The organism is Bifidobacterium sp. ESL0820 (assembly GCF_052606235.1).
The window spans coordinates 198,473-221,445 of the sequence record NZ_CP199594.1; the positions used below are offsets into that span (position 1 = coordinate 198,473).

A 22,973-nucleotide genomic window follows, 5' to 3' on the forward strand; every position below is an offset into this window, starting at 1 on the left:
ATGCTGTCAACCGCTACTGTGGACACTATGACAGTGTTCACGCAGTTGCCCCGTCCGCGGACCCATGTGGTCGAACGAGTCCCCTTCCACAAGACGAATCCGGTCGGCGTTTCACCCATAAAGCGGGTGCTGGCTTTTCTGCTCTTGATGATTTTGACGGTCGGGGTTATGGGGCCGACCAAGGCTTGTGCCGATGAGCCTCAGGCTGGGGCCGGAACCATGACCGACGCGATCACCGATCCGCAGAATTTGCTGGGATCGGACGTAGGATCCGTCAAGGATGCTATCCAGGAAACCGCAGAGCAAACAGGAGTATCGGTCCGGCTGCTCTACCTTCCGCATTTCTATCAGGGCGTTAAGCCTGAGACCTGGGCATCCAGGGTGCTCGAATCAATGAAGCCCACCCACGACACGGTTCTACTGGCTGTGGCCTCTCAGGACGGCAAGTTGGTCGTGGCGGTCTCCAGCAACTCGCAGGCTTGGCTCAAGGACCAATCCAGCGTAGATCAGCTCTCGCAGGCTGCTTTGGAGCCGGTCACCAAGGGCCGCAATCCCGACTGGGTGGGGTCGGCCAAGGCCATGATGGACCAGGTTGAGACTCTTGACCAAAACCATCGGCATCGCCGGGTGATGATCATTGCCCTTTCGGTGACGGTTGTCGTCCTGGTCATGCTGGGCGTAGCCGTTGCGATTTGGTGGCGTCGCAGTAGCCGAACCGGGGCTCATCATCGCAAGTCCGGTGCTCCGAAGAAGCAATTACGCCCGACAGAGACGGTCAGCAAACTCTCAGATAATACCCAGAAAGACGCGGCAAGCTGAGACCATGAGCAAACCGACGCAAGCACAACTGGTCGTGGTCGACGACGAACCGTCCATCAGGGATCTGCTGGTGGCCTCCCTGCACTTCGCAGGCTTTGCGGTCGAGACCGCGGCGTCCGGCTCCGAGGCCATTCAGGTCATTGAGCGCATCCAGCCCGATCTGATCGTCCTGGATGTCATGCTGCCTGATATCGATGGATTCACGGTCACCTCCCGTATCCGTCAGGAGGGAATCGAGGCGCCGGTGCTCTTCCTGACGGCCAGAGATGATACCCAGGACAAGGTCATGGGGCTGACTGTGGGCGGCGACGACTACGTGACCAAACCCTTCAGCCTGGAGGAGGTTGTGGCCAGGATCAAGGCCATATTGCGCAGGACGCGCGAGCATCAGGAGGACGATCCGATCATCCGCGTAGGGGATCTGGAGATCAACGAGGATTCGCACGACGTCACCAGGGCCGGGCGACCCATCGACCTGAGTCCGACCGAATACAAGCTGCTGCGCTACCTGATGGACAATGAGGGCCGCGTGCTCAGCAAGGCGCAGATTCTGGATCATGTCTGGCAGTACGACTGGGGCGGGGATGCGGCCATTGTGGAGTCCTACATCTCCTACCTGCGCAAGAAGGTGGATGGCATCACCATCAGTGACGGACACGGCGGGGACCGCAAGGTCACCCCGCTGATCGAGACCAAGCGGGGCATCGGCTACATGATTCGGGCCCCTAGGCAGAACGCATCGGATGGCGGCGATGGCAACTAGTCCCTCGGGCTCGACTCCCATGGCAGAACCGTCGGCTGAAGGGGCCAACTCCGTCATGGGTTCGGATTCCGGCAAGGGAAAGGGCTCCGGCAGGCCGAGGGGTCGGTTCATGCACAGGTCGCCGCTGGCTGCCATTCCCTTAAGCACCAAACTTGTGGCCAGCATGCTCATCCTGCTCATCGTGGGCACGGTGGGTGTCTCTGTGGCCATCTGCCAGATGGCCGATGACTATCTGATGAAGCGCACGGACTCCCAGCTGATCCGCCAGGCAAACCTGGGCATCCGCAACGCCACCCTTCTGCGCCAGGAGGATCTGAGCAAGAATGGCCTTGGCCCCACTGACTATTTCCTGCAGATCCGCGACGACAAGCTGCACATTATTTCGGACGATCTGAATCCTATGCAGGTCAACGGGGTCATTTCCCGCCCTCGTCTGCCCGCCGACGGCAGCCTGGACTCGATACCCCTAGGCAAGCCGACCACGGTACCGGCCTATGTGCGCGTCTCGCGACAGGCCTCGCCAGACCGGGACACCATGAAGCGAGCCCGGGCCTCCTGGCGAGTGGTGGCCATGCAGTGGAAGCTGCGCAACGAACTGGACGGCTCCGAAATCAGCGGCATCCTCTTCATCGGTCTGTCCATGAGCGACCAGGACGAGGCCGTACACGATCTGACGGCTTTCTGCATGATCATTTCCGTTGTTGTGGTCCTTCTGGGCGGAGTCATCTCGGTCCTGCTGATCCAGTCCACCTTGGTTCCCCTCAAACGCATCGAGAAGACTGCTGCCAAGATAGCGGCCGGTGACCTATCCCAACGCATTCCCAGCTTCCCGGAGAATACCGAGGTGGGTTCCCTGGCAGCATCCCTGAATGCCATGCTGACGCGAATCGAGCATTCCTTCGACGAGCAGCGCCAGACCACCGAAAAGATGAAACAGTTTGTTTCGGATGCCAGCCATGAGCTTCGTACCCCTCTGGCCGCCATCCACGGCTATGCAGAGCTCTACAGGATGCAGCGCGACTATCCAGGGGCTCTGGAGCGTGCCGACAAGTCCATCCAGCACATCGAAGACTCTTCGACCAGGATGACGGTCCTGGTCACGGATCTGCTCTCGCTTGCACGTCTGGATGAGGGCAGGGGGATCGACCCGACCCTGCCGGTCGATCTGACTGGACTGGTGCGAGACGGGGTGGACGACCTGCATGCCTTGGATCCGGGCAGAGAAGTGGCTACAGGAAAGGTTTGCCTGCATACCGAAGACCAGCCCGCCCCCCAGGAGAAGCCGGTCACGCCCAACAAGGGTCTGCCGGGCCTCAAGGGACGCAACAAGGAAAAGATCACCGTGGGCGGGCACCTGGGCCCAGCCGTCAGCCTGGACATCCAGGAGGGTCCCCTGCCCTCGGTGCCGGTGACTGGCGATCCCAGCCGCCTGCGTCAGGTGATTACCAATATCGTAGGCAATATCCACCGCTACACCCCATCTGATTCGCCGGTCCAGGTGGGAGTGGGCCTGGTCAAGGCGACCATCGCACCGGCGGATCTGACCAGGTTGGAGGCCACTGAGTCCTCGCTGGGACACCTGACTGAGGCGATCCAGGTGGCAGAGAACAGCCATGTGGGCACCGACTATGCTATCATCCGGGTGGTTGACCACGGGCCAGGCGTCCCGGAGGAATCCAGGTCCAGGCTCTTCGAGCGCTTCTACACGGCCGATCCGTCCAGGGCTCGGGAGAAGGGCGGCACGGGGCTTGGACTGGCCATTGTCCAGTCCATTGTCAAGGCTCATCAGGGATTCATATGCGCCTCGCAGACCCCGGGAGGCGGCTTGACCTTCACCATCGTCATACCCCAGGGCGTCATCCGGGATCAGGGGCGCCTTGGGGACCAGGCCAATTCTGCACCCAACCGTCCCGTACGCCCATGACAAGATGAGTCGTCCTGCCCGTTGCGTTCAGGTAGACTGAATTCGGATATATCAGTTCAAGAAGCAACGTAAGGAAGTGGCAGAGCATGCCCAGCGGGAGAGTACGGTGGTACGACGCCAAGCGGGGGTTCGGGTTCATCACAGATGAACAAGGCGGGGACGTCTTCCTGCCCTCATCAGCCCTGCCCGCTGGGGTGTCCACCATACGCAAGGGATCCCGGGTGGAGTTCTCAGTGGCTGAGGGCCGCAAGGGTCCCCAGGCCCTGGATCTGAAGCTGGTGGGGCCGACCCCCTCCATTCTGCGTGCCAAGCGACCCGATCCGGACGATATGGCCGCCATCGTGGAGGACTTGATCAAGCTGCTGGACTCTGCGGGCAATGGCCTGCGTCGACACCACTATCCAGGTCGGGCTGAATCCGCCAAGCTGGCCACCCTCTTAAGGGCTGTGGCCGATGACTTCGACGTGCCGGACTGAGCAGACGGCGAGAACAATCCCACGTGGATCGGTCTGATCCGGTCCCACTGATGATGAAGGTGTGATAGATGGTTCAAGAGGACCTGGATCCTGAGGAACTGGCTAGGCGAGTGGCTCTGAGCGTGGCCGCCGACAGCGATGAGGTCGGTGGGCTGGTCGGCCGCACCCTGATTGGTGACGGAGTCTGGGACTACCGGTTCGCCTCGGCCATCAAGGGCTATGAGGGCTGGCAGTGGTCGGTCACCCTCTACCGTGATGAGGATGCCGATACCTGGACTGTGGATGAATCCTCTCTGGTGCCTACAGATGCAGCCCTGCAGCCGCCCGCTTGGGTTCCCTGGAAGGACCGCCTGCTGCCCTCGGATCTGAGCGTGACCGATGCCATGGGAACCGAGCCCGACGACCCCAGGCTGACAGCCGGATACAAGCCAGCGCAAGCTAGCCATCAGAATTCTCAAGTACAGCAGAACCCAGAAGATGATAACCCCGCAGATGATGAAGAAGGCCAGCAAGAATCGAGTCCCCTTGTTGGTGATGGGTCCGATCAGGAGACTGACGGCGTGGTCTTCCGCCTGGCAGACCGCCCAAGTGGAGAAAAAGACGTTCACGAGCAGGAATCGAATGATCAGATTCCCCTCGGCGCACAGACCTCTTCCGATGACCTGGATGAGGCCGTCGACCGTTTCGCTCTGACCCGCCGACACGTGATGACGGCCGAGGCCAGGACGGCGACCGCCAAACGTTGGTACGAGGGTCAGCACGGTCCCAAGTCCCTGTCGACCAGGACGGCCAAGGGCAAGGCCTGCGAGACCTGTGGCTTCATGATTCCCCTGGCAGGCGATCTGGGGACCATGTTTGGCGTCTGCGCCAACCGATGGAGCCCGGACGACGGGCGCGTGGTCTCCCTGGATCATGGCTGCGGCGAGCATTCCGAGATCGAGCCCCAGGAGGAGTCCCATCTCTGGGTCCAGTCCCAGCCGGCCTATGACGATCTTCATATTGACGTGGTCAGGCAGAAGCCCCGTGAGGAGCGCCCAGAGGTGGAACTCATGGAGCAGATGCAGTCAGAAGACGGCTCAGAGGACTGATTCCAAGGCCTCGTTGCGTTCAGAGCGCAATCACCGGCGGGCCGAGAATAAACGTCACCGTAAATCTGTAGAGTGAATTACGGATCAAAGGGAAGGACAAGTATGTTCGAACGGTTTACCGACCGTGCGCGGCGGGTGATTGTGCTGGCGCAGGAAGAGGCCCGCACCCTGCAGCACAATTACATCGGCACCGAGCACCTCCTCCTGGGCCTGATCAGGGAGGGTGACGGTGTTGCCGCCAAGGCCCTGGCCTCCAAGGGCGTGGAACTGGATGCCACCCGCAAACAGGTTGAGGAGATGATCGGTAAGGGCAACGCGGTTCCCAATGGGCATATCCCATTCACCCCGCACGCCCGTCAGGTCCTGGAGCTGTCGCTGCGCGAAGCGCTTCAGCTGGGCCACTCTTACATTGGCACTGAGCACATTCTGCTGGGACTCATTCGCGAGGGTGAGGGTGTCGGCACCCAGGTGCTGATCAAGATGGGCGTGGACCTGGGCGATCTGCGGACCGCCACTATTGACATGATTCGCGGCAACCACGAGGGCGGTGATGCCGGCAAGGGCGATCTGGCCAATGCCGGCGGCGTTTCCAACAAGGGCGGACAGACCGGTTCGGCCATTCTGGACCAGTTTGGCAGGAACCTGACTCAGGAGGCCGCTGAAGGCAAGCTGGATCCGGTCATCGGCCGGGCCAACGAGATCGAGCGGGTCATGGTCGTCCTTTCCAGGAGGACCAAGAACAACCCCGTGCTGATCGGAGAGCCCGGTGTAGGCAAGACCGCTGTGGTCGAGGGCCTGGCGCAGAAGATTCATGAGGGCGATGTTCCCGAGACCCTCAAGGGCAAGCAGGTCTACTCGCTGGATCTGGGTTCCATGGTGGCTGGTTCACGCTACCGGGGCGACTTCGAGGAGCGCCTGAAGAAGGTGCTCAAGGAGATCAAGACCCGCGGCGACATCATCCTCTTCATCGATGAGATTCACACCATCGTCGGCGCAGGTTCGGCTGACGGGGCCCTGGGCGCCTCTGACATGCTCAAGCCCCTGCTGGCCCGCGGCGAGCTGCAGACCATCGGAGCGACCACCACCGACGAGTACCGCAAGTACATCGAGAAGGATGCGGCCCTGGAGCGGCGCTTCCAGCCGATCCAAGTCTCCGAGCCCACCATCGCCCAGACCATCGAGATTCTCAAAGGTCTGCGTGGCCGTTATGAGCATCACCACCATGTCACTATCACTGACAAGGCCCTGCAGTCGGCGGCTGAGCTCTCTGCACGCTACATCCAGGACAGGAACCTGCCTGACAAGGCTATCGATCTGATCGATGAGGCCGGCGCACGCCTGCGCATCAAGCGGCTGACCGCCCCGCCGGAGCTCAAGGAGCTGGACGCCAAGGTGGATCGCATCTCCGCCCAGAAGGATCAGGCCATCAAGGACCAGGACTTCGAGAAGGCCGCTCAGCTGCGCGACAGTCAGGAGAAGCTGGAGGCCGAGCGCAAGGAGAAGGAACAGGCCTGGCACGAGGGCGAGTCCGACGTCAAGATGGTTGTCGACGAGGATGTGATCGCCGAGGTAGTCTCTTCTACCACCGGCATCCCGGTTTTCAAGCTGACCCAGGCCGAATCCAAGAAGCTCTTGGGCATGGAGAAGGAGCTGCACAAGCGGATCATCGGCCAGGACGAGGCCGTCTCCGCCCTGTCTCGCTCCATCCGCCGCACCCGTGTGGGTCTCAAGGACCCCAAGCGTCCCGCAGGTTCCTTCATCTTCGCCGGCCCCACCGGCGTGGGCAAGACCGAGCTGGCCAAGGCTCTGGCCCAGTTCCTCTTTGACGATGAGAATGCCCTGATCCGGGTGGATATGTCCGAGTTCTCGGAGAAGTACTCCACCTCTCGTCTCTTCGGCGCCCCTCCGGGGTACGTGGGCTACGAAGAGGGCGGCGAGCTGACCGAGAAGGTCAGGCGCAAGCCCTTCTCTGTAGTCCTCTTCGACGAGATCGAGAAGGCTCACCCGGACATCTTCAACACCCTTCTGCAGGTGCTGGACGACGGCCATCTGACCGATGGGCAGGGTCGCATGGTGGACTTCAAGAACACCATCATCATCCTGACCACCAATCTGGGAACCCGCGACATCGCCAAGGCGGCCAATACCGGCTTCAACGTGAGCGGCAACACCGAAACCTCCTATCAGCGGATGAAGGACCAGGTGACCAGTGAGCTCAAGCAGCAGTTCAGGCCCGAGTTCCTGAACCGTCTGGATGACATCATCGTCTTCCAGCAGCTGACCGAGCCCCAGGTCCGTCAGATCGTCGATCTGGACATCGCTCAGCTCAACGATCGTCTCTTTGAGCGCCACATGTCCCTGGATCTGACCGACAAGGCCAAGGACCTGCTGGCCGAAAAGGGCTTCGATCCGCTCCTGGGTGCCCGGCCTCTGCGCCGCGTCATCCAGCGGGACATCGAGGATGCGGTCTCCGAGAAGATCCTCATGGGCGAACTTACGGACAACGAGTCCGTCCAGGTCGATGCCGAAGGCGAGGGCATCCTGGGCGAGTTCACCTTCACTGGCAAGCCCTTCGAAGGACCCCGTCATGCGGCCAGCTCCGCTGATAAACAGGACCAGAAGTCTGAACTGGTCGGAGCTTCGGTGAGCTCTTCCGACGCTGATGTTCCGCCAGCAGGCGAGGCCGACAGCCAGAGCCAGGATGGGCAAGGTTCTGAGCAGTCCGCTCAGAGTTCGCCTGCCAGTGACTGAGATAAGGGTTGAGGCCCGACGCAGCTGACTGAAGAGGGGTTGGAGCACACAGTGCTCCAACCCCTCTTATTCTGTACTGCCGGGGATTTGCGTCGATCTCTGTAATGCAGTTTCTGAAACGTCACTTGGAATCCATGGCTTCTATTGGCAGTGTGAGCTCGGCATTTGCTTTTGCTTACGAGTCTATCGAATCTATCGAATGGTTCGATCATTCTCTTATATCAGGCTTAAGGCAGCGATGGAATTGGCAGGTAATTGACATCAGTGTTTGCCAGGTCAGCATTCCATGCATAACGGTTCGTTTACCCCAAACGGCCGGCGACTCAGGCAGTTGCGTGATGAAGAACTCAGGCCAGGCGTGGAAGAAGGCCTTGTTGACCTTGAAGGAACAAGGAACCTAAATGCTTGACGTAGCCGGACCCCTCAGAACAGGGGATGCAGCAGCAGGGCCAGCAGATAGAGACCCATAAGAGCGATGAACAGGATGTCCATCCTGCCCAGTCGCAGCAGTCGGTAGTGGGTGCGTTCTTGACGGCTGCCCTCATAGCACCGGGCATCCAAGGCCCGGCTCAGGTTGTCAGCGTGGCGCAGGGCTCCGGCGAAGACGGGAACCGTGATAGCCATGGCCGCATGCAGGCGTTGCGAGAGCGAGCCGGACTCGATGGATCCGCCGCGGGCGGCCTGGGCTTCCACGATGGCCTGAACCTCACGTCCTAGGGTAGGGATGAAGCGCAGAGCCAGTGAAAGGACCAGGGCGATTTCATTGGTGTGGATGCCCAGCCTGGACAGTGGGCTCAGCAGGGATTCACAAGCATCGGTCATCTGTGTCGGGGTGGTGGTCTCCACCAGGAGCGCCCCCAGAAAGATGATCAGCATGAAGCGGCAGGCATAGAGTACAGCCACCCAAATGCCGCCGGTGGTCAGCACGAATGGACCCCAGGCAGCCAATCTGCGGCCGGTCTGAGTGACCAAGAGATTGAACAGGGCCAGCAGAAGCATGAGGGCCAGAAAGCCCTTGACTGATTTCATAATGGAATGCAGTGGTGCCCGGGCGGCGGCAAAGAGGCCTACAGTGACCACCAGCGCCAGAACAAGCTGCGCAGGCGTGGAAATGGCGAAAGCGGTGAACATGGCTAGGAGGAAGGTCACCAGCTTGGCTCGCGGGTCCAGCCTCGCCAGCAAGGATAAGGGTTTCTGATCGGCTTGGGTGCGATCCGCTTTCCTGCCTGAAGTTTCTTTGCCAGCAGCCTCCTTCTCCGCTGCATCTGTGGCGAGCAGCTGATGGTAGCGCTCCACGACTTCGGCAGTAGGCCCATAGGCTAGCGTTTCTCCATGCTCCAGGAGCAGGGTCTGGTCGGCCAGATCCAGGGCCTCGCGATCGGCGTGGGTACTCATGACGATGGTGACGCCGCGCTGATGGAGCACTCGAAGCAATGCCATAATTCGTGCGCAGGCCTGGGGGTCGAGACTGGCGGTGACCTCGTCCAAAACCAGCAGTTGCGGGCTGCAGGCTACGACGCCGGCGATGGCCACCAGGCGCCGCTGACCCCCCGAGAGGTCGAAGGGGGAGCGGTCGGCCAGATCACCGATGCCCAGAAGCTTCATGGCATCATCCACCCGCTGCTGCACCTGTTCGGGCCCATAGCCCAGGTTGTGCGGACCATAGGCGATGTCCTGGGCAACGGTATCCGCAAAAAGCTGATGTTCGGGGTATTGCATGACATAGCCGACCCTTTGGCGCAGAAGCTTCAGATTCTGGCGTCGCAGATGCTTGGCCTTGGGCCGGTCGGGTCCGGCCAGGGGCAGGCCGGCCACCTGGATGGATCCGCTGTCGGGATCTGCCAGGGCACAGATGAGCCTGGCCAGAGTTGACTTGCCGGATCCGTTGCGCCCGATAATGGCTAGGGTCTGTCCTCCAGCGAGCTCCAGATTCACCTGGCTGAGGGCTTTGCTGCCTGCGTCGGGAAAGCTGTAAGAGACATCCGAGAACTTGACCATGGGGATAGCGTGGTCATCGACTGCGGTCTTTGCATCCGTATCCGATGCCCTGCTTTGGGTCAGCGAATTCTGGTCAGGTTCGCCAACAAGGGCAGGCAGATCCTGCCTGGTCAGAATCTGATCAGGTCTTCCGGAGGCCACGATGCGCCCATGGTCAAGCACGAGGACCCGATCAGCCTGTCTGGCTTGCTCGAGCAGGTGGGTGATGTGGACGACAGCTGTGCCCTGGGCTGTCAGCCGGCAGAGGATTGATTGAATCTCCTGTCGGCCGGCCGCATCGAGCATGGCGCCTGGCTCGTCCAGCACCATCATGCCTGGATTCATGGCCAGGCTGCCGGCCAGGGCCAGTCGTTGCTGCTGTCCGCCCGACATGCGGGTGGGATCATCATTCATCCGCGTCTGCAAGTCGACCTGTTCCAGGGCCGCTGGCACGCAGGAGAGCATCTTCTGGCGGGGCAGGCCCAGATTCTCGGGTCCGAAAGCCACATCGTCCTGGACGACGGTGGTCACGATCTGGTCCTCAGGGTTCTGAAAGACCATACCGATGCTCCGCCGTGCTTGCCGGTAAGCCTCAGCGTCGATCTGGCGGTCCTGATCCTGGGTGTCGGAGCAGACCGCTCGGCCCATAAGCTCGACCTGGCCGTGGTCAGGTGCCGTCGCGCCCGAGAGAATGCTTCCCAGCGTGGATTTGCCGGAGCCATTCGCTCCCAGGATGCACAGATGTTCGCCTGCATGCACTTCCATGGACAGGTGGTCCAAGGCCCAGGTCTCGCCTCCGTCATAGGAGAAGGAGACCTGGCTGAGCCGGGCGACCGTTGTCTTCGAATCCGCTGAATCCAAGACGGCGGATTGGGTCATGGATGTGGCCTACTTGTTGATCAGTGTGGAGATGGGCTTGTAGATCAGGAAGGTGACCACGCCGTGGATGGCGAACTTCATCAGGTTGAAGGGCAGGAGGATGGGCACGATCATGGCGACCACCTTGGCCATGGACATGTGCGCGTAGAAGGGGGTGATCACCACGTTGCACAGGATGGCTGCGATCACGCCCAGGATGGCGCCGGAGACGATTCCGATGACCGCTCCCTTACGGCTGTGCATCCTGCGGTAGACCAAGGCTGCCGGCACGCTCAGGGCCAGGGCCACGATCATCGAGATCAGAGCGCCGAAGGGGTTGGTGAACAGGTGCGGGACGAATCCCAGTATGGAGATAATGGCGGCGGCCGCCGGTCCGAAGGCGAAGCCGCATACCAGGACGACGATGCCTGATGGGTCGTATTTGAGCCAGGGAGCGGCTGGAAAGATCGGGAAGGAGAAGAAGCTCAGAACCATGGCCAAGGCTACGAAGAGCGCGTAGACCGCGATCCGCTTGGTCGACCAGCGTCCTGAACCACCTGCACCTGTGGAGTGGACATCGTTGAAGCGCGTGTCCTTGTTTGCAGTGGTGTGTGAATGAGAATTGGGCATGCTCATAGAGGGCCTCGTTTCTTCCATCCGGACTGTAACCGTTGGCTTCGGACTTCGACCGATATCCACCGCTTGCGCGGGTCGCGGGCTCCCGGCATTCAGCCGGATACCGCCAGTAAGGACTTCCACCTTCCCTGAAACTGACGATTTCAATATAGCTGCGGTCCTTGGAATGGTCAATTCTTTCTCACTGCTAGTGCATTTCTAGACACGCCAGGAAGGAAATATAACCGCCTTCCATGCAACTATTGCAGCCTGCACAACGAATATGAGGTTGTCGAAAGTTCACAATGTTGCAAGGAGGCTGGAGCATGGCGAGGATGGGTGACCATCTGCTGCCTGCGGATGAAGCTATACATCCGGCCTTGGTCAGACAAACCAGTGACGGAGACGCTGATGGTGGCCAATCCCAGGCAGAGGACCTGGAATGGATCAGAAACATACTGTCAACTAGGTCCTTTCGCGCAGCCGATGACCTAGTTCGCAAGTACTACGACGACATCCTGGCCTACATCCGAGCTCAGGTAGGCGATAAGGAGGAGTCGCTGAACCTTGCGCAGGATGCCTTTGTTGCCATTCTGCGGTCTTTGGGCAGCTACGATCCGCACAAGTCCAGCTTCCGTACCTGGATCCACCGCATCGCAACCTACAAGGTCATTGATTACTGGCGGATCCGCCGCAGGCGGCAGCGGCAGGAGGCGCAAGTATTTGTGGCATCCGGCCACGATCAACATGACGACCCCGCCGACCAGACCTTCAAGGACGACCTAGTTGGTCGGATTGAAGACAAGATCTCACAGGCTCCGGTCCCGGCGCAGGAAGTTTTGCGTCTCCATCTGTATGCCGGCTATGGGTTCGCGCAGATTGCCGAGGCCTGCGGAGAGCCTGAAAACACGGTCAAGGCTCGGTATTACCGACTTTTGGACAATTTGAGGAAGGAGTTTGGTCATGAATCGGTCTGAACCTGATATCCGTCCCATTCTGGCGGCTCTTCAGGGTAGCGACCTTGAGCGCGATGATTTTGCTGAATCACAGATCGGCAGTTCCAGGATGCGCGAGCGATCTATAAAAACAATTGTACGCAAAGGGATGGGAAGACGTCCTGGGCTGATCTGGACCCTTGTAGCCATGGTCCGTTCCCTAGGCCTGAGAAACCTGCTCTTTGGCCTCTGGGACTGCGTCTTTATCGGCCTGATTCTGACGGCGGCGGTTTGGGCGACCGTCTTTGGCTCCTTCATGAAGACTGCTTGGCCCAGCAGAGTCGATAGAACCTTCGGTCTGGTTGTCCCCATATTCGTCTGCTCGCCTGCTCTTTTCCTGGTGGTGCACCTTTTGGTCGTGCTCAAGGAACGGAACCTGAATACCCTGAATCTGATCAGAACTTGCAGGTGGTCATTCCGTCAGATAGCCGCAGTCAGGATGCTTCTGTTCGGCATGGTCAGCATGATGATTTCATCCTTGGCCACGGTCTTGCTGGCGTGGACGACCAATCCGGGGCTGTCCACCATGACCCTTCTGGGGATCAGCTTCTCATCCCTCTTTCTCTTTTCCCTGGCACAGATCTGGGTAGAGGAGCATATGCATGGAGAACTGTCCATCTGTCTGGTTCTGGGACTCTGGATCGTGCTCGGTATGATTCTTTATCTGACTCGATTCGCCACCGCCCCCATCCTTGTCTCTATTCCGCCGGCGCTGAGCCTAGCGACGGGCCTTGTTCTTCTGACGATCTTCCTGCTTGTTCTGCATGGACGCTGCGTAGGGTCACCTCTGTCAAAGCGAGCATGGCATATGAAAAGACTGGCTACGGCATGAGGGCGGAATCTTACATGTTTAGTGTGAAAGGACGGTGAGTTTCGTGCTGCACTTGGACCATGTGTCAAAGAGCTTCAGGAACAAGCGGGTTATCAACGATCTGAGCCTCTCCATTGGAACCGGCGTCCACGGGCTTCTCGCGCCTAACGGAGCAGGCAAGACCACGCTGATCCAAATGATCGCCACCTTGATCCGCCCGGATTCGGGAAACATCACTTGGAACGGGCAGGACATCATGGTCATGGACGAGGACTATCGCGGTCTCTTGGGGTATCTGCCCCAAAAATTCGGCTATTACCCAGACTACAGCGCTGAAGATTTTTTGACCTACATAGCAGCCCTTCAGGGGATCGGCCGGAAACGGGCCAAGCCCCTGGCGAAAGATCTCCTGAAGACCGTGGGGCTTAAAGACCAGGGCAAGCAGAAGATGAAGACGCTCTCTGGGGGCATGATTCAGCGCGTGGGGCTGGCACAGGCCATGATCAACGACCCGGAACTGATGATTTTGGACGAGCCGACCGCTGGTTTGGACCCTGGGGAACGTGTCCGCTTCCGCAACCTGGTCCATGCTCTTTCGCGCGACCGGATCGTTATCCTGTCCACTCATATCGTCTCTGACCTGGAGACCATCGCCGACCGGGTCATCATGCTCAAGGATGGGCAGATCTGCTGCAACCAGTCCCCAAGGCAGATAAGCCGCTGGCTGGAAGGCAAAATATTCCTGGTTCCTGCGGATTATCGCTTAGGGCAGGGGCAGCTGCTCCTTGAGGACGAGCTGGATGGGGATGCGACCCGGCTCAGAATTTACTCACCTGAGCCGCCGTCCCAGGGCCAGGCTGTTCCTGCCAACTTGGAGGATGCCTTCCTGGTGATCTACGGGGACGAGGAGTAGCGATGCAGCATACCCCGCCGAATCGGGCTCGCAATCTTATTTCTTGCCAGGGATGTCTTCAATGAGATGGATGGTGATCAGGAACGAGATGCGGCACCTTCTGGGTACCTCTTTTTGGGTGGTGCTCAGTCTGTCTCTTGGATTCGTTTTCTGTATGAATCTAGCTATGTATGACCAAATTCCCACTGACGAAGCCCATCATGACCTAGCTAGCTACGGACCGTATGTCAGTCAGTCCACCATTACTGGATTCAAGCGTGAGGCTGACAGACTTGAACCGGTGGTATCCAAAGATCTGATGGCACTTGGTCCTCAGGCTGTTCAACTGGGCGTCAAGAATTATCAGTCGGCCAGGGACCTGGTCGATTCGGTCGAGAGCTCGCGCTGGACAAATCCTTCAGTACTGAATACAGACCGGGGCAAACTGGCCGGCCGCATCAATGCCTTGCCTAGCTATCGTCGGCTTGTTCATTGCCATGATGTCATGGATGCCTATCGTGGATGCAACCGGGAAGCCCTGACCGCAAGAGCTGAGAAACAGTTGCGTAAGGGCGGTAGTAATGGCATCGAACTGCCCGAATCGGTGACGAAGCGGCTTGACATCTTAAGTGGACAGTGCAGGGCGGGTATGAGCCTGGCCGCTCCTGAATTACTGGACTACACTCAGAGCAACTTCAGACTTTCAGTTTATCTGGTCCCGCTTCTGGCAGCCTTGGTTGTCGTGGCCCCACGCCTTGTTAAAGACCAGGTCCATGGGGTCCGGCAGACGCAGTTGACGACACGGACCGGACGCATCTTGCCTGGGCTGCAGGTGTTCGCCATGGTCTGTGCGGGCCTGCTGATGATGCTCATGGTGGCAGCTGGATCATTCCTGATGTGGGTGCCCAAGATCGCGGGTTTGCAGGATCTTTCGGTTTTTGATGGACATGCATTGCCTTGGTTCACCTGGTCCTTGGGGGAGTATCTGGCTGTGTTCGTATTGCTCTGCCTGGGATCCGCCTTTCTTGTTTTTCTCTTGGTTCTCTGGATTTCCATGCACTGCAGGACCTACACACGCTTGGTCTTGCTTGCAGTCCCGGTGGTGTTGCTGGCCGTTCATGTCTTTGTCGCCTGGCTTCTCGTGGATCCATGCTGTATTGGCAGTGTGGTGACTCGGATTGTGCCATTGCCCGGCATTGAGCTCTACCTAATCCTGGGACTGCTGGTTTTGACCCTTTGTCTTTGCTGGTGGTCGGCCAGAAAGCTTTGTTGCCTAGGCGATCTGAATGAAAGGAAGATCAATGAATGAACTGCCACTGAAAATGGAGGGGGTATCCTTCCATTACAAGGCTGGTGAAGTTGGAATAGACCAAGTCGGCCTGGAATGCTCGACAGGATCTTGGACCGCAGTTATGGGTCCTTCCGGAGCGGGGAAAACCACCTTGCTTTATTGCGCCTCAGGGCTCTTGCCAGTACAGCAGGGATCGGTCGAGATAGCCGGCCAGAACATAGCCAGGATGAAGGAGTCCGCCCTAACCAGGATGCGCCGCGACCATATCGGTTTCGTTTTTCAGGATTACAACCTGGTCGAGGCCTTCACCTGCTTGCAGAACGTCATGCTGCCCCAGCTCTTCGGCGGTCCCAAAGTTGGTGTCGCCCAATCGCTGCAGGCCTTGAAGATTTTGGGTCTAGATGGTTATGCGCAGCAATATCCGTCTGACATATCTGGCGGTCAAAGGCAACGCGTGGCCATTGCCAGAGCGCTGGTCGCCCAGCCAGATATGATTTTCGCGGACGAGCCCACCGGGGCACTGGATACGCGCAGCTCGGAAATGGTTCTGGATGCCCTTTCGACCTTGGTGGAGAGCGGACGGACCGTGCTCATGGTGACCCATGACCCCAATGTGGCGGCCTGGGCGCAGCGCACGGTCTTCTTGGTGGACGGCACAGTGCATTCGATATGCCAAGGATATACGGCCGAGCAGCTGTCCACTCACCTGACCAGCATAACTCAGGTCGGCCAGGGGGTAGGACGATGATGCATGCGGGTAAAGGACAAGCAGGAAGAGGAGAAGTTCCCGGACGGGATTCCCTGCATGCATTCTCCTCGATCAGTCGACCGACCCTGTTCTCCTTGGTCTTGTCCCTGATCAGGAAGCATCGAGCATCGTACGCGGTCATGGGTCTATCCACCTTCCTGGCATCCCTGCTGACCTCTTCGACCATGCAGGTCTACCAAGCGGGAAAGTCCTTTGACAATATCGGCGATCTGAATAGGTTGAACACCTACCAGCGTCTCCAAGCCAAAGTACCTTATTCAAATCTCTCCATGGTCACTATTCCGGCGCTGGTTTGCTGCCTGCTGGTGTCGGTCTTTTTGGTCCTCTCGTCGGTCACTTTTCTGATTCAGGAACGCCGACGCGAGTATGCAATGATGCGGTTGAACGGAGCCTCGCGCAGGAGGATCCTGATCATAGGTATCTTGGAATTCTCGATCCCCCTGGCCCTCTCGAATCTCATTGGCTGCCTGGTCGGATCTCTCCTGACCATACCAGTTGGACGGTTTTACGCGCGCTCTGCCGAGTTCAGCGACAGTGGCATGGTTTTCACACCGCGGATTCGACCTTCCATTGCAGTTGTCACCTTCATCATGATGATGGTCGCCTGCCTGTTGGGAGTATGGATGGCTATGCGCAAGGTGGGCGGGGCAGCTCCGCTCCAGCTCATGACGGAGACCAGTGACAAAACCAAGCGGATCGGATGGATTCGTTCTTCGGCAGCCCTGGTCTTCCTGATCCTGACCTTGGTGGTCGGGTTCGCCCCATTGCTTTCTATGACCCAGGACCTGCGTATTATGCTCGAGGTCATTCTTGTCATCACTACGGTCTACTTGGCGGCTCCGATCCTGGTTGTCCTGACTGTGTCGGTCATTGGTCTGATCCCGGCGAAGGTGGCCGGGGGGCCAGGTCTTCTGGCCCTGCAGCGTGCTCGAAAGGAGAGCGCAGGTTCAACCGCTATAGCCCTCCCCGCCATGATGATCCTGACCATCGTCATTTCCCTTGTGGCAGCCATGCAGGCTGGCTCCATCGGAGGGGCGGTTCTGAGCCTATATCCGCTGAAGGCCGATGTTATGGCTACTTCCCTTGATTCGGATGCCCAAAACCGCAACCCATCCGATCTGATCGGTGGGATGCCTGAGGTTCGAGACTTTGTTACCTACCAGACTCAGCAATGGGCTATGGAAGGATCAGCGGGCCATACGGCAACGGTGGTATGGGAACCTGCCGAGCAACTGCAGGGTCAGAAAGTTCAGAGTTCGCCGAGCATTCATTTCTCCTTTGTCCAAGGGAACTCGTCTGATCTCGGTTCAGACCGCGTCGCTGTGAATCAGGATTCCTCCTATTCCATAGGCGACACCGTTCGTCTTCTTGATCGCCATGATCAACCGCATGAGGTGCGGGTCGTTGCCCTTGTTCAGTCGCCTGAGGGCATTCCAGAACTATCTGCAGGCAATAACTATCCTCTGCTTCTGACGGCGGAGGGTGACCTGCCTCAATTGGGTGAAGACGCACATACGATCATTCCCATATCGGCTGTCAATCCGACTGATGCGCACGGGATTACCTCCCGTCTGAAGAGTGGCCTCCAGGGCGATTTCGCGGTGCAGACCAGGCAGGAGTATATAGATGACTTCATTCAACGAGGCTTGTCCGGGCAGACGGCCATGACGGTCATGATCGTCGGCGCGACCATTCTTGCCCTAATTTTCATGATGCAGTCCATCGCCATTTCGGCTTGGGAGCGCAAGCGGCAGAACCAGCGGCTCAATCAGATCGGGGTGGCCTGGAGGTCAATAGCCTGGTCGGGAATGATAGAGACACTGACCGATGTGGCGGGCGGTGCAGTGATGGCGCTGCTGGGGATCGCCATTGTCGAGGGCTGTATTGCCTTGAGTTTTGTCCAGGCTGGCATGTCTATGGCTCTGACCCCTGTGCCCGTCGGCCGGTTCCTTCTGGTGACTGTGGTTCTGCTGCTGGTGGCGGTGTTCACATCCTGGGTGTGTAGCCTGCGATCCAGGAAGGTGGAAGAAGGCCGAACCTACTAGGAGGATTTTGCTTCAGTAAGCAAAGTTGCGGGGCGGTGTCACAATGGAGAGCATGGGAAAGACCTTGAATAAGGCGGCTATGGTCGTCGTAACCTATAAGCGTCAGGAATTGCTGACAGGCCTGTTCGACTCCATCCTCCGGCTCACCCAGGCCCCCTGGCGGATCGTGGTGGTGGATAACGAGCATTCGGCAGACACGCGAACCATGGTCGAGCAGTTCTCAGAACGTGTGACAGGACGTTGGGGCAGGACCATCATCGACGGATCCGGCAATCAGGATCGTGTTGTTTATCTGCCACAGGACCACAATGGCGGCGGCGCGGGAGGCTTCTCCGCTGGGGTGCGCAAGGCATACGAGCTGGGGGCCAAGTGGTTCTGGGTCATGGATGATGACGTTGCAGTAGAGCCCGAAGGACTTGACCTGCTGGCTAAGTGGAGTGAACGCTATCAGGTGGTGCAGGGTTCCCGGCTGGATTATGATGGCGGCCCCTTCTATTGGCAGTATCATTTTCTTACCGCCTTGGGCATTCCAGACCCGATAGCACCAGGGGAGTTCGGCCCATCGGGCTGTCGTCCCATGAACACCATGTGCTTTGAAGGAGGGTTCTTCTCCCGGCAAGTTGTGGAGCAAATCGGTCTGCCTGACCCACGCTTCTTCATCTATTGGGATGACACCATCTATGGGTATTTGGCATCCAAGGTCACACAGCCTGTGGTCGTATCCGATGTAGTCATGCGTCGGACTCGCAACATCGCCAACTGGAACATTGCCGGGGTGCGCCAGCTTAATTCCACCTCGGATATGAATCGCTACCACATCATGCGCAACCGAGGTTTTATGGCCAGGTATTTCATGGTCCATGGGGACTATCGGCCTCTGGCTTTCGCCCTGGGGACCCTGGCAACAGCTCTCAAGGAAATCATCCGCCTTCTGGCTGTTGATCGCAGTCACATCATGACTGGTATCCCTGCCATCCTGAAGGGATGGGTGGATTCGCGCCAGATATTGCACGATCCCGACTGGAGGCCCATGGAGCCCCTCAAGGGCCAACCAGCCAGGGAAATACAGGGCGCCTGAAAGTTTTGCCTGCTACTTTTCCTGACTTCCTGCTTGGAAGTACTCCATGGAACCGATAGGCCCTGCCAGATGGAAACCGTCATCCTGGTAGATGACCTTGGTGACAGCGGTGTTGTCCATGTCAGGGATGGGGCAGTGGTCATCGATGGCCACGAGGAACTGTTGCAGGCACATGCCGGAGGAGACCACCAGGACCGGTCCGCCGCCCTCTTCGATGGCGGACTGGGCGATGCGCGTCAGCACTGCGATCATCCTGTTACGGACCTGGGCCGTGGTCTCGGCACGATCCTGTTCCTCAAGTCCGGCGGAAAGGACGTCCTGGGCATCTAGCCGATGGAAGGTGTCCTGCATATGGACGGAGATGTTCCTGCCGTAGGTTGCCTTGGCCGTAACGAAGTCCTTAAAACCCATGGCGGCGCAGACCTGGTCCAGAGTGGTGCGCTCATCCCGGCCCTCGAAACTGCCGAAATTGTCCTCACGCAGGTCGGGATCCACGCCCACGGGCAGGTCCCCGTTGCCGGACTTGTCGAGGGCCAGGCGGGCTGTTTCATACTGGCGGCTCAGATTGCCGCTCCAGGCTGCCCGGAAGCGAATGGACCGCAGACCCCGACCGAACTGGCGCACGTCCTCGCGGCCTTGCCGGGTGAGAGGGAAATCGGACCAGCCCTGCATCAGATGCATGACATTGGCCGTCGTTCTGCCGTGACGGGTCAGGTAAAGGGTTGTCGAACCAGCTTCAGTGCTTGGTTCGGTGGTGGGCTGAGATGATGATGCTCCATTGTTCATAGTTCATCACCCTACACGGTCCCCTTGCCGGAGCACTGGGATACAACCCCGATCAGGACCTGATGAAACGGCCTCCGTCTCCCCAGGTCCATGTGCCGCCGCCGGCGCCAATCTGGAAGTTCATTTTGGCTATGCCCAGATCGACTGCGGATCCGTAGGCGACCGAGGGATCCAGAGTGGCGATCGCATCGCCTGTGTCCTTGTCCCAGGCGAAAACCACCGGCTGTCCGTTCATGGCCGAAGGCGCTTTGGCGGCGGCAGCCACGCCGGCTTTGAACCACTCCGGAGCATCCCGGCGGTCCTGCGCGCTCATGGCTGAGGTCAGCTCCTCATAGCTCTTGGAGGTTCGATGCTCGCTCTGACGTTGGCAAAGCTTGTCGAAGTCCTGGTTGCCGTAGCCGACCTGATCGGCTGGGTAGCCGATGGTGACTACCAGATAAAGCGACTGGCTGGGGGTGATCCGGCAGTGGCGTTCGGCTGCTTGACGGTCCCAGCTGCCCGACACCCATCCTGTCCCTAGTCCGTACAGGGTGGCGGCAAGGACCATGCGCTCGCCGTAAAAGCCTGCTTTCTCCAGGCTCTCCTGATCATCCTTGGGCCCGACCAGGGCCAGGTAGTTGGCCGCATTGGCCAAGTGGCCGGAAGCGTTGTCGGCCGCGAAGGCATCGGGCTTGCCCAGGACCAGCTGCATGTCCAGACCGCTCAACGTGTTCAGAGCGTTCAGGGTGCTGCCCAGCTGCCTGGCCAGGTCGGGATCGATGGGCTTGGGGTCGTATTCTCTGGTGGTGATGCGCACGTTGACTGCGTCGATGAGCTGTGTATGTTCGTTCATAACTTCAATTATCCCACCCAATCCTTCTTCCCGCAGTCTGCAGCACACGGCCAGCGAGACTGCCCTGGGTTGGCTTATGCCGCTCCCAGGGCTGCAGAGGCATGCCTTGGGGTACAATCGCTACCGTGCCGGTTCGGACTCTCATCTTTGATCAGCTAAGGAGCAGCAATGATTGAAACAGCGCAGGCTTTCGGAGTGGATATTGGTGGATCCGGCATCAAGGCTGCCCCTGTTGACCTGACGATCGGGGATTTTGCAGAGCCTCGCAAGAAAATTCTCACTCCCGAGCACTCCACGCCGGAGGCTGTGGGGGTTGTCGTCAAGGAGCTTTTGGACCGCTTCGAAGTTTCCTCGGACGTGCCTGTGGGCATCGCCTTCCCGGCCCCTGTCAAGCCTGACAAGCCGCTGGATTTCATGGCCAACTTGGACCAGGCCTGGGTGGGTACCAATGTCCAAGAGGTTCTTTCCAAGGCCTGCGGCAGGCCCGTCAGCGTTGTCAACGACGCGGATGCGGCCGGTCTCGCCGAGGTGCAGTACGGGGCTGCCAAGGGCCAGAAGGGTCTGGTCATCGCCACCACACTGGGCACCGGAATCGGCACGGCGCTGATTTATAACGGCGTGCTGATTCCCAACAGCGAGCTGGGCCACCTGACGCTGGACGGCAAGGACGCAGAGAAGTACGCAGCCTCATCGGTGCGTGACCGCAAGAAGCTGAGCTACAAGAAGTGGGCCAACCGTCTGACCAAGTACTATCGACTGCTCGAGCACTACTTCAATCCCGATTTCTTCGTCGTCGGCGGCGGTGTCAGTCGGATGAGCGAGAAGTTCCTGCCCCACATCGACATCAAGACCCCCATCGTGGCTGCCAAGCTACGCAATCAGGCTGGCATTGTGGGTGCCGCCTATCTGGCTGACCTTCGGCAAAAGCACCTGGGGTGAAGCAGGGCTTTTCATGCGACCAACCTGTTTGGGGCGTTCTGGCCATTGCTGGATCGGATGAGGAGCTGAGAAACCGTGCATTTTTCTCACCGTACAGGGTCTGACCGCCCCAATCGCATTGCTCTTGCCGAGTCAGAAGCCCGAGCTCATGGTCTCAAGCTGGGCAGGCTGAACGACTCCAATCCCACCCGCTTCGGGCTGGCCCCGGCATTCCTGCCGCAAGTCTATGAGGCTGAACCCAGGGGGCCTCGTAAGGCCCGCCAGGCCCTGGCTGAGTTTCTGACCGCGCGCCGGGGATTGGGCCAGAGCGAGGGCGGTAGAGTGGTCAGTCCTGATGACCTCTACCTGCTCTCATCGACATCCGAGGCTTATTCCTGGCTGATGAAGCTCCTCTGCGACCCGGGTGACGCCATTCTGGAGCCCAGGCCCGGATATCCCCTGATCGAATCCATCGCCGGTCTGGAGTGCGTTCGAACAATCCCATACCGCCTGTCCTATGACGGGTCCTGGGTCCTTGACTTGGCCACGGTCAGACAGGCCCTGGAGGGACCGGATGGCGACCATATCCGTGCCCTGGTCCTTATCAACCCCAACAACCCCACCGGTTCCTATATTCATCCGGAAGAACGCCAGTCGCTGCTGGAACTCTGTCAGCAGCATGGGGTGGCCGTCATTGCGGACGAGGTCTTCTTCGACTACCCGCTGGATCCCCTGCCGGGTCGTGCCCGGTTGGCCGGTGAGCAGCAGGTGCTGACCTTCGCCCTGGACGGGTTCTCGAAGAGCCTGGCAGCTCCCCATGCCAAGGTGGGCTGGATCCAGGTTTCCGGGCCAGCCGACCAGGTTGCCCAGGCCAAGCGCCATCTTGACCTGATAGCCGATGATTACCTGCCCATGAGTCTTTTGATCACCAGGGATATGGAAGCCATGCTGGCAAATATTCCCAGTCAGACCAGCCGAGTGGGGGAGCGCGTCAGGGGCAATCTTGAAAGCCTTAGACGGATATTGGGCCAAAAACAGTCCAGCGTCTCCCTGCTCAGGCCCGAGGGAGGCTGGAACGTTCTGCTGCGCTTTCCCCAGGTCATCGACGAGGAGGAATTGATTCTCCGCCTGATTGGGTCCTACGGGTTGACTGGCCAGCCCGGATACTTTTTCGACATGCCAGGCAACGGATACCTGGCCCTGTCGCTCCTTCCGGAAACCTTGGAATTCCGCCGAAATGTAGATTCAGTCGTCTCAGCTATCGAAAAAATGCTGTGAAGAAAAC

General features: G+C 59.1%; 19 protein-coding genes and 1 riboswitch. Of the genes, 15 read left to right on the plus strand and 4 right to left on the minus strand.

Features of this window, described 5'->3' with window-relative positions; all coding sequences use genetic code 11:
* From ACUIAH_RS00875 to ACUIAH_RS00900, 6 genes are all read left to right on the plus strand, one after another.
* Positions 1-819, plus strand: a complete 819-nt coding sequence (locus ACUIAH_RS00875; protein ID WP_445341076.1) for a TPM domain-containing protein — start codon at positions 1-3, stop codon at positions 817-819.
* Between the two features lie 4 nt (positions 820-823).
* On the plus strand, positions 824-1,582 hold the full coding sequence (locus tag ACUIAH_RS00880) for a response regulator transcription factor (protein WP_445341077.1): 759 nt from the start codon (positions 824-826) through the stop codon (positions 1,580-1,582).
* A gap of 19 nt (positions 1,583-1,601) precedes the next feature.
* Positions 1,602-3,506 carry a sensor histidine kinase gene (locus ACUIAH_RS00885; RefSeq protein ID WP_445341078.1) on the plus strand — a complete coding sequence of 635 codons (1,905 nt, stop codon included), beginning with the start codon at positions 1,602-1,604 and terminating at the stop codon, positions 3,504-3,506.
* 86 nt (positions 3,507-3,592) lie between these two features.
* Positions 3,593-3,982, plus strand: coding sequence for a cold-shock protein (locus ACUIAH_RS00890; RefSeq protein ID WP_015022102.1), 390 nt, complete (start codon positions 3,593-3,595; stop codon positions 3,980-3,982).
* Positions 3,983-4,050: 68 nt separating this feature from the next.
* Complete coding sequence (locus tag ACUIAH_RS00895; RefSeq protein WP_445341079.1) at positions 4,051-5,070, plus strand: DUF3027 domain-containing protein; 1,020 nt, start codon at positions 4,051-4,053, stop codon at positions 5,068-5,070.
* A 102-nt stretch (positions 5,071-5,172) separates the two neighbouring features.
* Positions 5,173-7,821, plus strand: a complete 2,649-nt coding sequence (locus ACUIAH_RS00900) for an ATP-dependent Clp protease ATP-binding subunit (protein WP_306221057.1) — start codon at positions 5,173-5,175, stop codon at positions 7,819-7,821.
* Between the two features lie 423 nt (positions 7,822-8,244).
* Here ACUIAH_RS00900 and ACUIAH_RS00905 read toward each other — a convergent pair whose 3' ends face one another.
* Together ACUIAH_RS00905 and ACUIAH_RS00910 are read right to left on the minus strand one after the other, a co-directional pair.
* Positions 8,245-10,677 (minus strand): energy-coupling factor transporter ATPase, encoded by a 2,433-nt coding sequence (locus tag ACUIAH_RS00905; protein WP_445341080.1) that lies wholly within the window; start codon positions 10,675-10,677, stop codon positions 8,245-8,247.
* 9 nt (positions 10,678-10,686) lie between these two features.
* Positions 10,687-11,313: an ECF transporter S component gene (locus ACUIAH_RS00910; RefSeq protein WP_045924627.1), complete on the minus strand. Its 627-nt coding sequence runs from the start codon at positions 11,311-11,313 to the stop codon at positions 10,687-10,689.
* Positions 11,298-11,432, minus strand: a riboswitch (FMN riboswitch). It overlaps the preceding gene by 16 nt.
* Before the next feature lie 165 nt (positions 11,433-11,597).
* Here ACUIAH_RS00910 and ACUIAH_RS00915 point away from each other — a divergent pair.
* The 7 genes from ACUIAH_RS00915 (at position 11,598) to ACUIAH_RS00945 (ending at position 19,152) form a co-directional block, all read left to right on the plus strand.
* A complete protein-coding gene (locus tag ACUIAH_RS00915) occupies positions 11,598-12,248 on the plus strand; it encodes an RNA polymerase sigma factor (RefSeq protein ID WP_180335432.1) in 651 nt (216 codons plus the stop codon).
* Positions 12,235-13,098 carry a hypothetical protein gene (locus ACUIAH_RS00920; RefSeq protein WP_313835538.1) on the plus strand — a complete coding sequence of 288 codons (864 nt, stop codon included), beginning with the start codon at positions 12,235-12,237 and terminating at the stop codon, positions 13,096-13,098. The genes ACUIAH_RS00915 and ACUIAH_RS00920 overlap by 14 nt, the downstream gene beginning before the upstream one ends.
* 34 nt (positions 13,099-13,132) lie before the next feature.
* Entirely contained in the window at positions 13,133-13,990 is an 858-nt protein-coding gene (locus ACUIAH_RS00925; protein ID WP_445341081.1) for an ABC transporter ATP-binding protein, read from the plus strand.
* Between the two features lie 70 nt (positions 13,991-14,060).
* Complete coding sequence (locus tag ACUIAH_RS00930; RefSeq protein ID WP_445341082.1) at positions 14,061-15,278, plus strand: hypothetical protein; 1,218 nt, start codon at positions 14,061-14,063, stop codon at positions 15,276-15,278.
* Between the two features lie 103 nt (positions 15,279-15,381).
* Complete coding sequence (locus ACUIAH_RS00935; RefSeq protein ID WP_445341514.1) at positions 15,382-16,008, plus strand: ABC transporter ATP-binding protein; 627 nt, start codon at positions 15,382-15,384, stop codon at positions 16,006-16,008.
* 140 nt (positions 16,009-16,148) lie between these two features.
* A complete protein-coding gene (locus ACUIAH_RS00940; protein WP_445341083.1) occupies positions 16,149-18,074 on the plus strand; it encodes an FtsX-like permease family protein in 1,926 nt (641 codons plus the stop codon).
* Positions 18,075-18,126: 52 nt separating this feature from the next.
* Entirely contained in the window at positions 18,127-19,152 is a 1,026-nt protein-coding gene (locus ACUIAH_RS00945; RefSeq protein WP_445341084.1) for a glycosyltransferase, read from the plus strand.
* Between the two features lie 12 nt (positions 19,153-19,164).
* On the opposite strand, the gene ACUIAH_RS00950 is transcribed toward ACUIAH_RS00945, so the two are convergent.
* Positions 19,165-19,938, minus strand: a complete 774-nt coding sequence (locus ACUIAH_RS00950) for a histidine phosphatase family protein (RefSeq protein ID WP_445341085.1) — start codon at positions 19,936-19,938, stop codon at positions 19,165-19,167.
* 52 nt (positions 19,939-19,990) lie between these two features.
* On the minus strand, positions 19,991-20,770 hold the full coding sequence (locus ACUIAH_RS00955) for a nitroreductase family protein (RefSeq protein WP_445341086.1): 780 nt from the start codon (positions 20,768-20,770) through the stop codon (positions 19,991-19,993).
* A 168-nt stretch (positions 20,771-20,938) separates the two neighbouring features.
* Between ACUIAH_RS00955 and ppgK the strand changes: the two genes are divergently transcribed.
* Both ppgK and ACUIAH_RS00965 read left to right on the plus strand, forming a co-directional pair.
* Entirely contained in the window at positions 20,939-21,709 is a 771-nt protein-coding gene (gene ppgK / locus ACUIAH_RS00960; protein WP_024626544.1) for a polyphosphate--glucose phosphotransferase, read from the plus strand.
* Positions 21,710-21,784: 75 nt separating this feature from the next.
* The gene (locus ACUIAH_RS00965; RefSeq protein WP_445341087.1) at positions 21,785-22,966 is read left to right on the plus strand and encodes a pyridoxal phosphate-dependent aminotransferase; all 1,182 of its coding nucleotides are present in this window, start codon (positions 21,785-21,787) and stop codon (positions 22,964-22,966) included.
* Positions 22,967-22,973: the final 7 nt, after the last annotated feature.

What these genes read in the sequence shown, in the direction of transcription:
- ACUIAH_RS00880 (WP_445341077.1), top strand. Translation starts at nt 824, where the DNA reads ATGAGCAAACCGACGCAAGCACAACTGGTCGTGGTCGACGACGAACCG.
- ACUIAH_RS00940 (WP_445341083.1), top strand. Translation starts at nt 16,149, where the DNA reads ATGGGTCTATCCACCTTCCTGGCATCCCTGCTGACCTCTTCGACCATG.
- ACUIAH_RS00955 (WP_445341086.1), bottom strand. Translation starts at nt 20,770, where the DNA reads ATGAACGAACATACACAGCTCATCGACGCAGTCAACGTGCGCATCACC.
- ACUIAH_RS00915 (WP_180335432.1), top strand. Translation starts at nt 11,598, where the DNA reads ATGGCGAGGATGGGTGACCATCTGCTGCCTGCGGATGAAGCTATACAT.
- ppgK (WP_024626544.1), top strand. Translation starts at nt 20,939, where the DNA reads ATGATTGAAACAGCGCAGGCTTTCGGAGTGGATATTGGTGGATCCGGC.
- ACUIAH_RS00890 (WP_015022102.1), top strand. Translation starts at nt 3,593, where the DNA reads ATGCCCAGCGGGAGAGTACGGTGGTACGACGCCAAGCGGGGGTTCGGG.
- ACUIAH_RS00935 (WP_445341514.1), top strand. Translation starts at nt 15,382, where the DNA reads ATGGGTCCTTCCGGAGCGGGGAAAACCACCTTGCTTTATTGCGCCTCA.
- ACUIAH_RS00950 (WP_445341085.1), bottom strand. Translation starts at nt 19,938, where the DNA reads ATGAACAATGGAGCATCATCATCTCAGCCCACCACCGAACCAAGCACT.
- ACUIAH_RS00920 (WP_313835538.1), top strand. Translation starts at nt 12,235, where the DNA reads ATGAATCGGTCTGAACCTGATATCCGTCCCATTCTGGCGGCTCTTCAG.
- ACUIAH_RS00875 (WP_445341076.1), top strand. Translation starts at nt 1, where the DNA reads ATGCTGTCAACCGCTACTGTGGACACTATGACAGTGTTCACGCAGTTG.
- ACUIAH_RS00885 (WP_445341078.1), top strand. Translation starts at nt 1,602, where the DNA reads ATGGCAGAACCGTCGGCTGAAGGGGCCAACTCCGTCATGGGTTCGGAT.
- ACUIAH_RS00895 (WP_445341079.1), top strand. Translation starts at nt 4,051, where the DNA reads ATGGTTCAAGAGGACCTGGATCCTGAGGAACTGGCTAGGCGAGTGGCT.
- ACUIAH_RS00945 (WP_445341084.1), top strand. Translation starts at nt 18,127, where the DNA reads ATGGGAAAGACCTTGAATAAGGCGGCTATGGTCGTCGTAACCTATAAG.
- ACUIAH_RS00905 (WP_445341080.1), bottom strand. Translation starts at nt 10,677, where the DNA reads ATGACCCAATCCGCCGTCTTGGATTCAGCGGATTCGAAGACAACGGTC.
- ACUIAH_RS00910 (WP_045924627.1), bottom strand. Translation starts at nt 11,313, where the DNA reads ATGGAAGAAACGAGGCCCTCTATGAGCATGCCCAATTCTCATTCACAC.
- ACUIAH_RS00900 (WP_306221057.1), top strand. Translation starts at nt 5,173, where the DNA reads ATGTTCGAACGGTTTACCGACCGTGCGCGGCGGGTGATTGTGCTGGCG.
- ACUIAH_RS00930 (WP_445341082.1), top strand. Translation starts at nt 14,061, where the DNA reads ATGGTGATCAGGAACGAGATGCGGCACCTTCTGGGTACCTCTTTTTGG.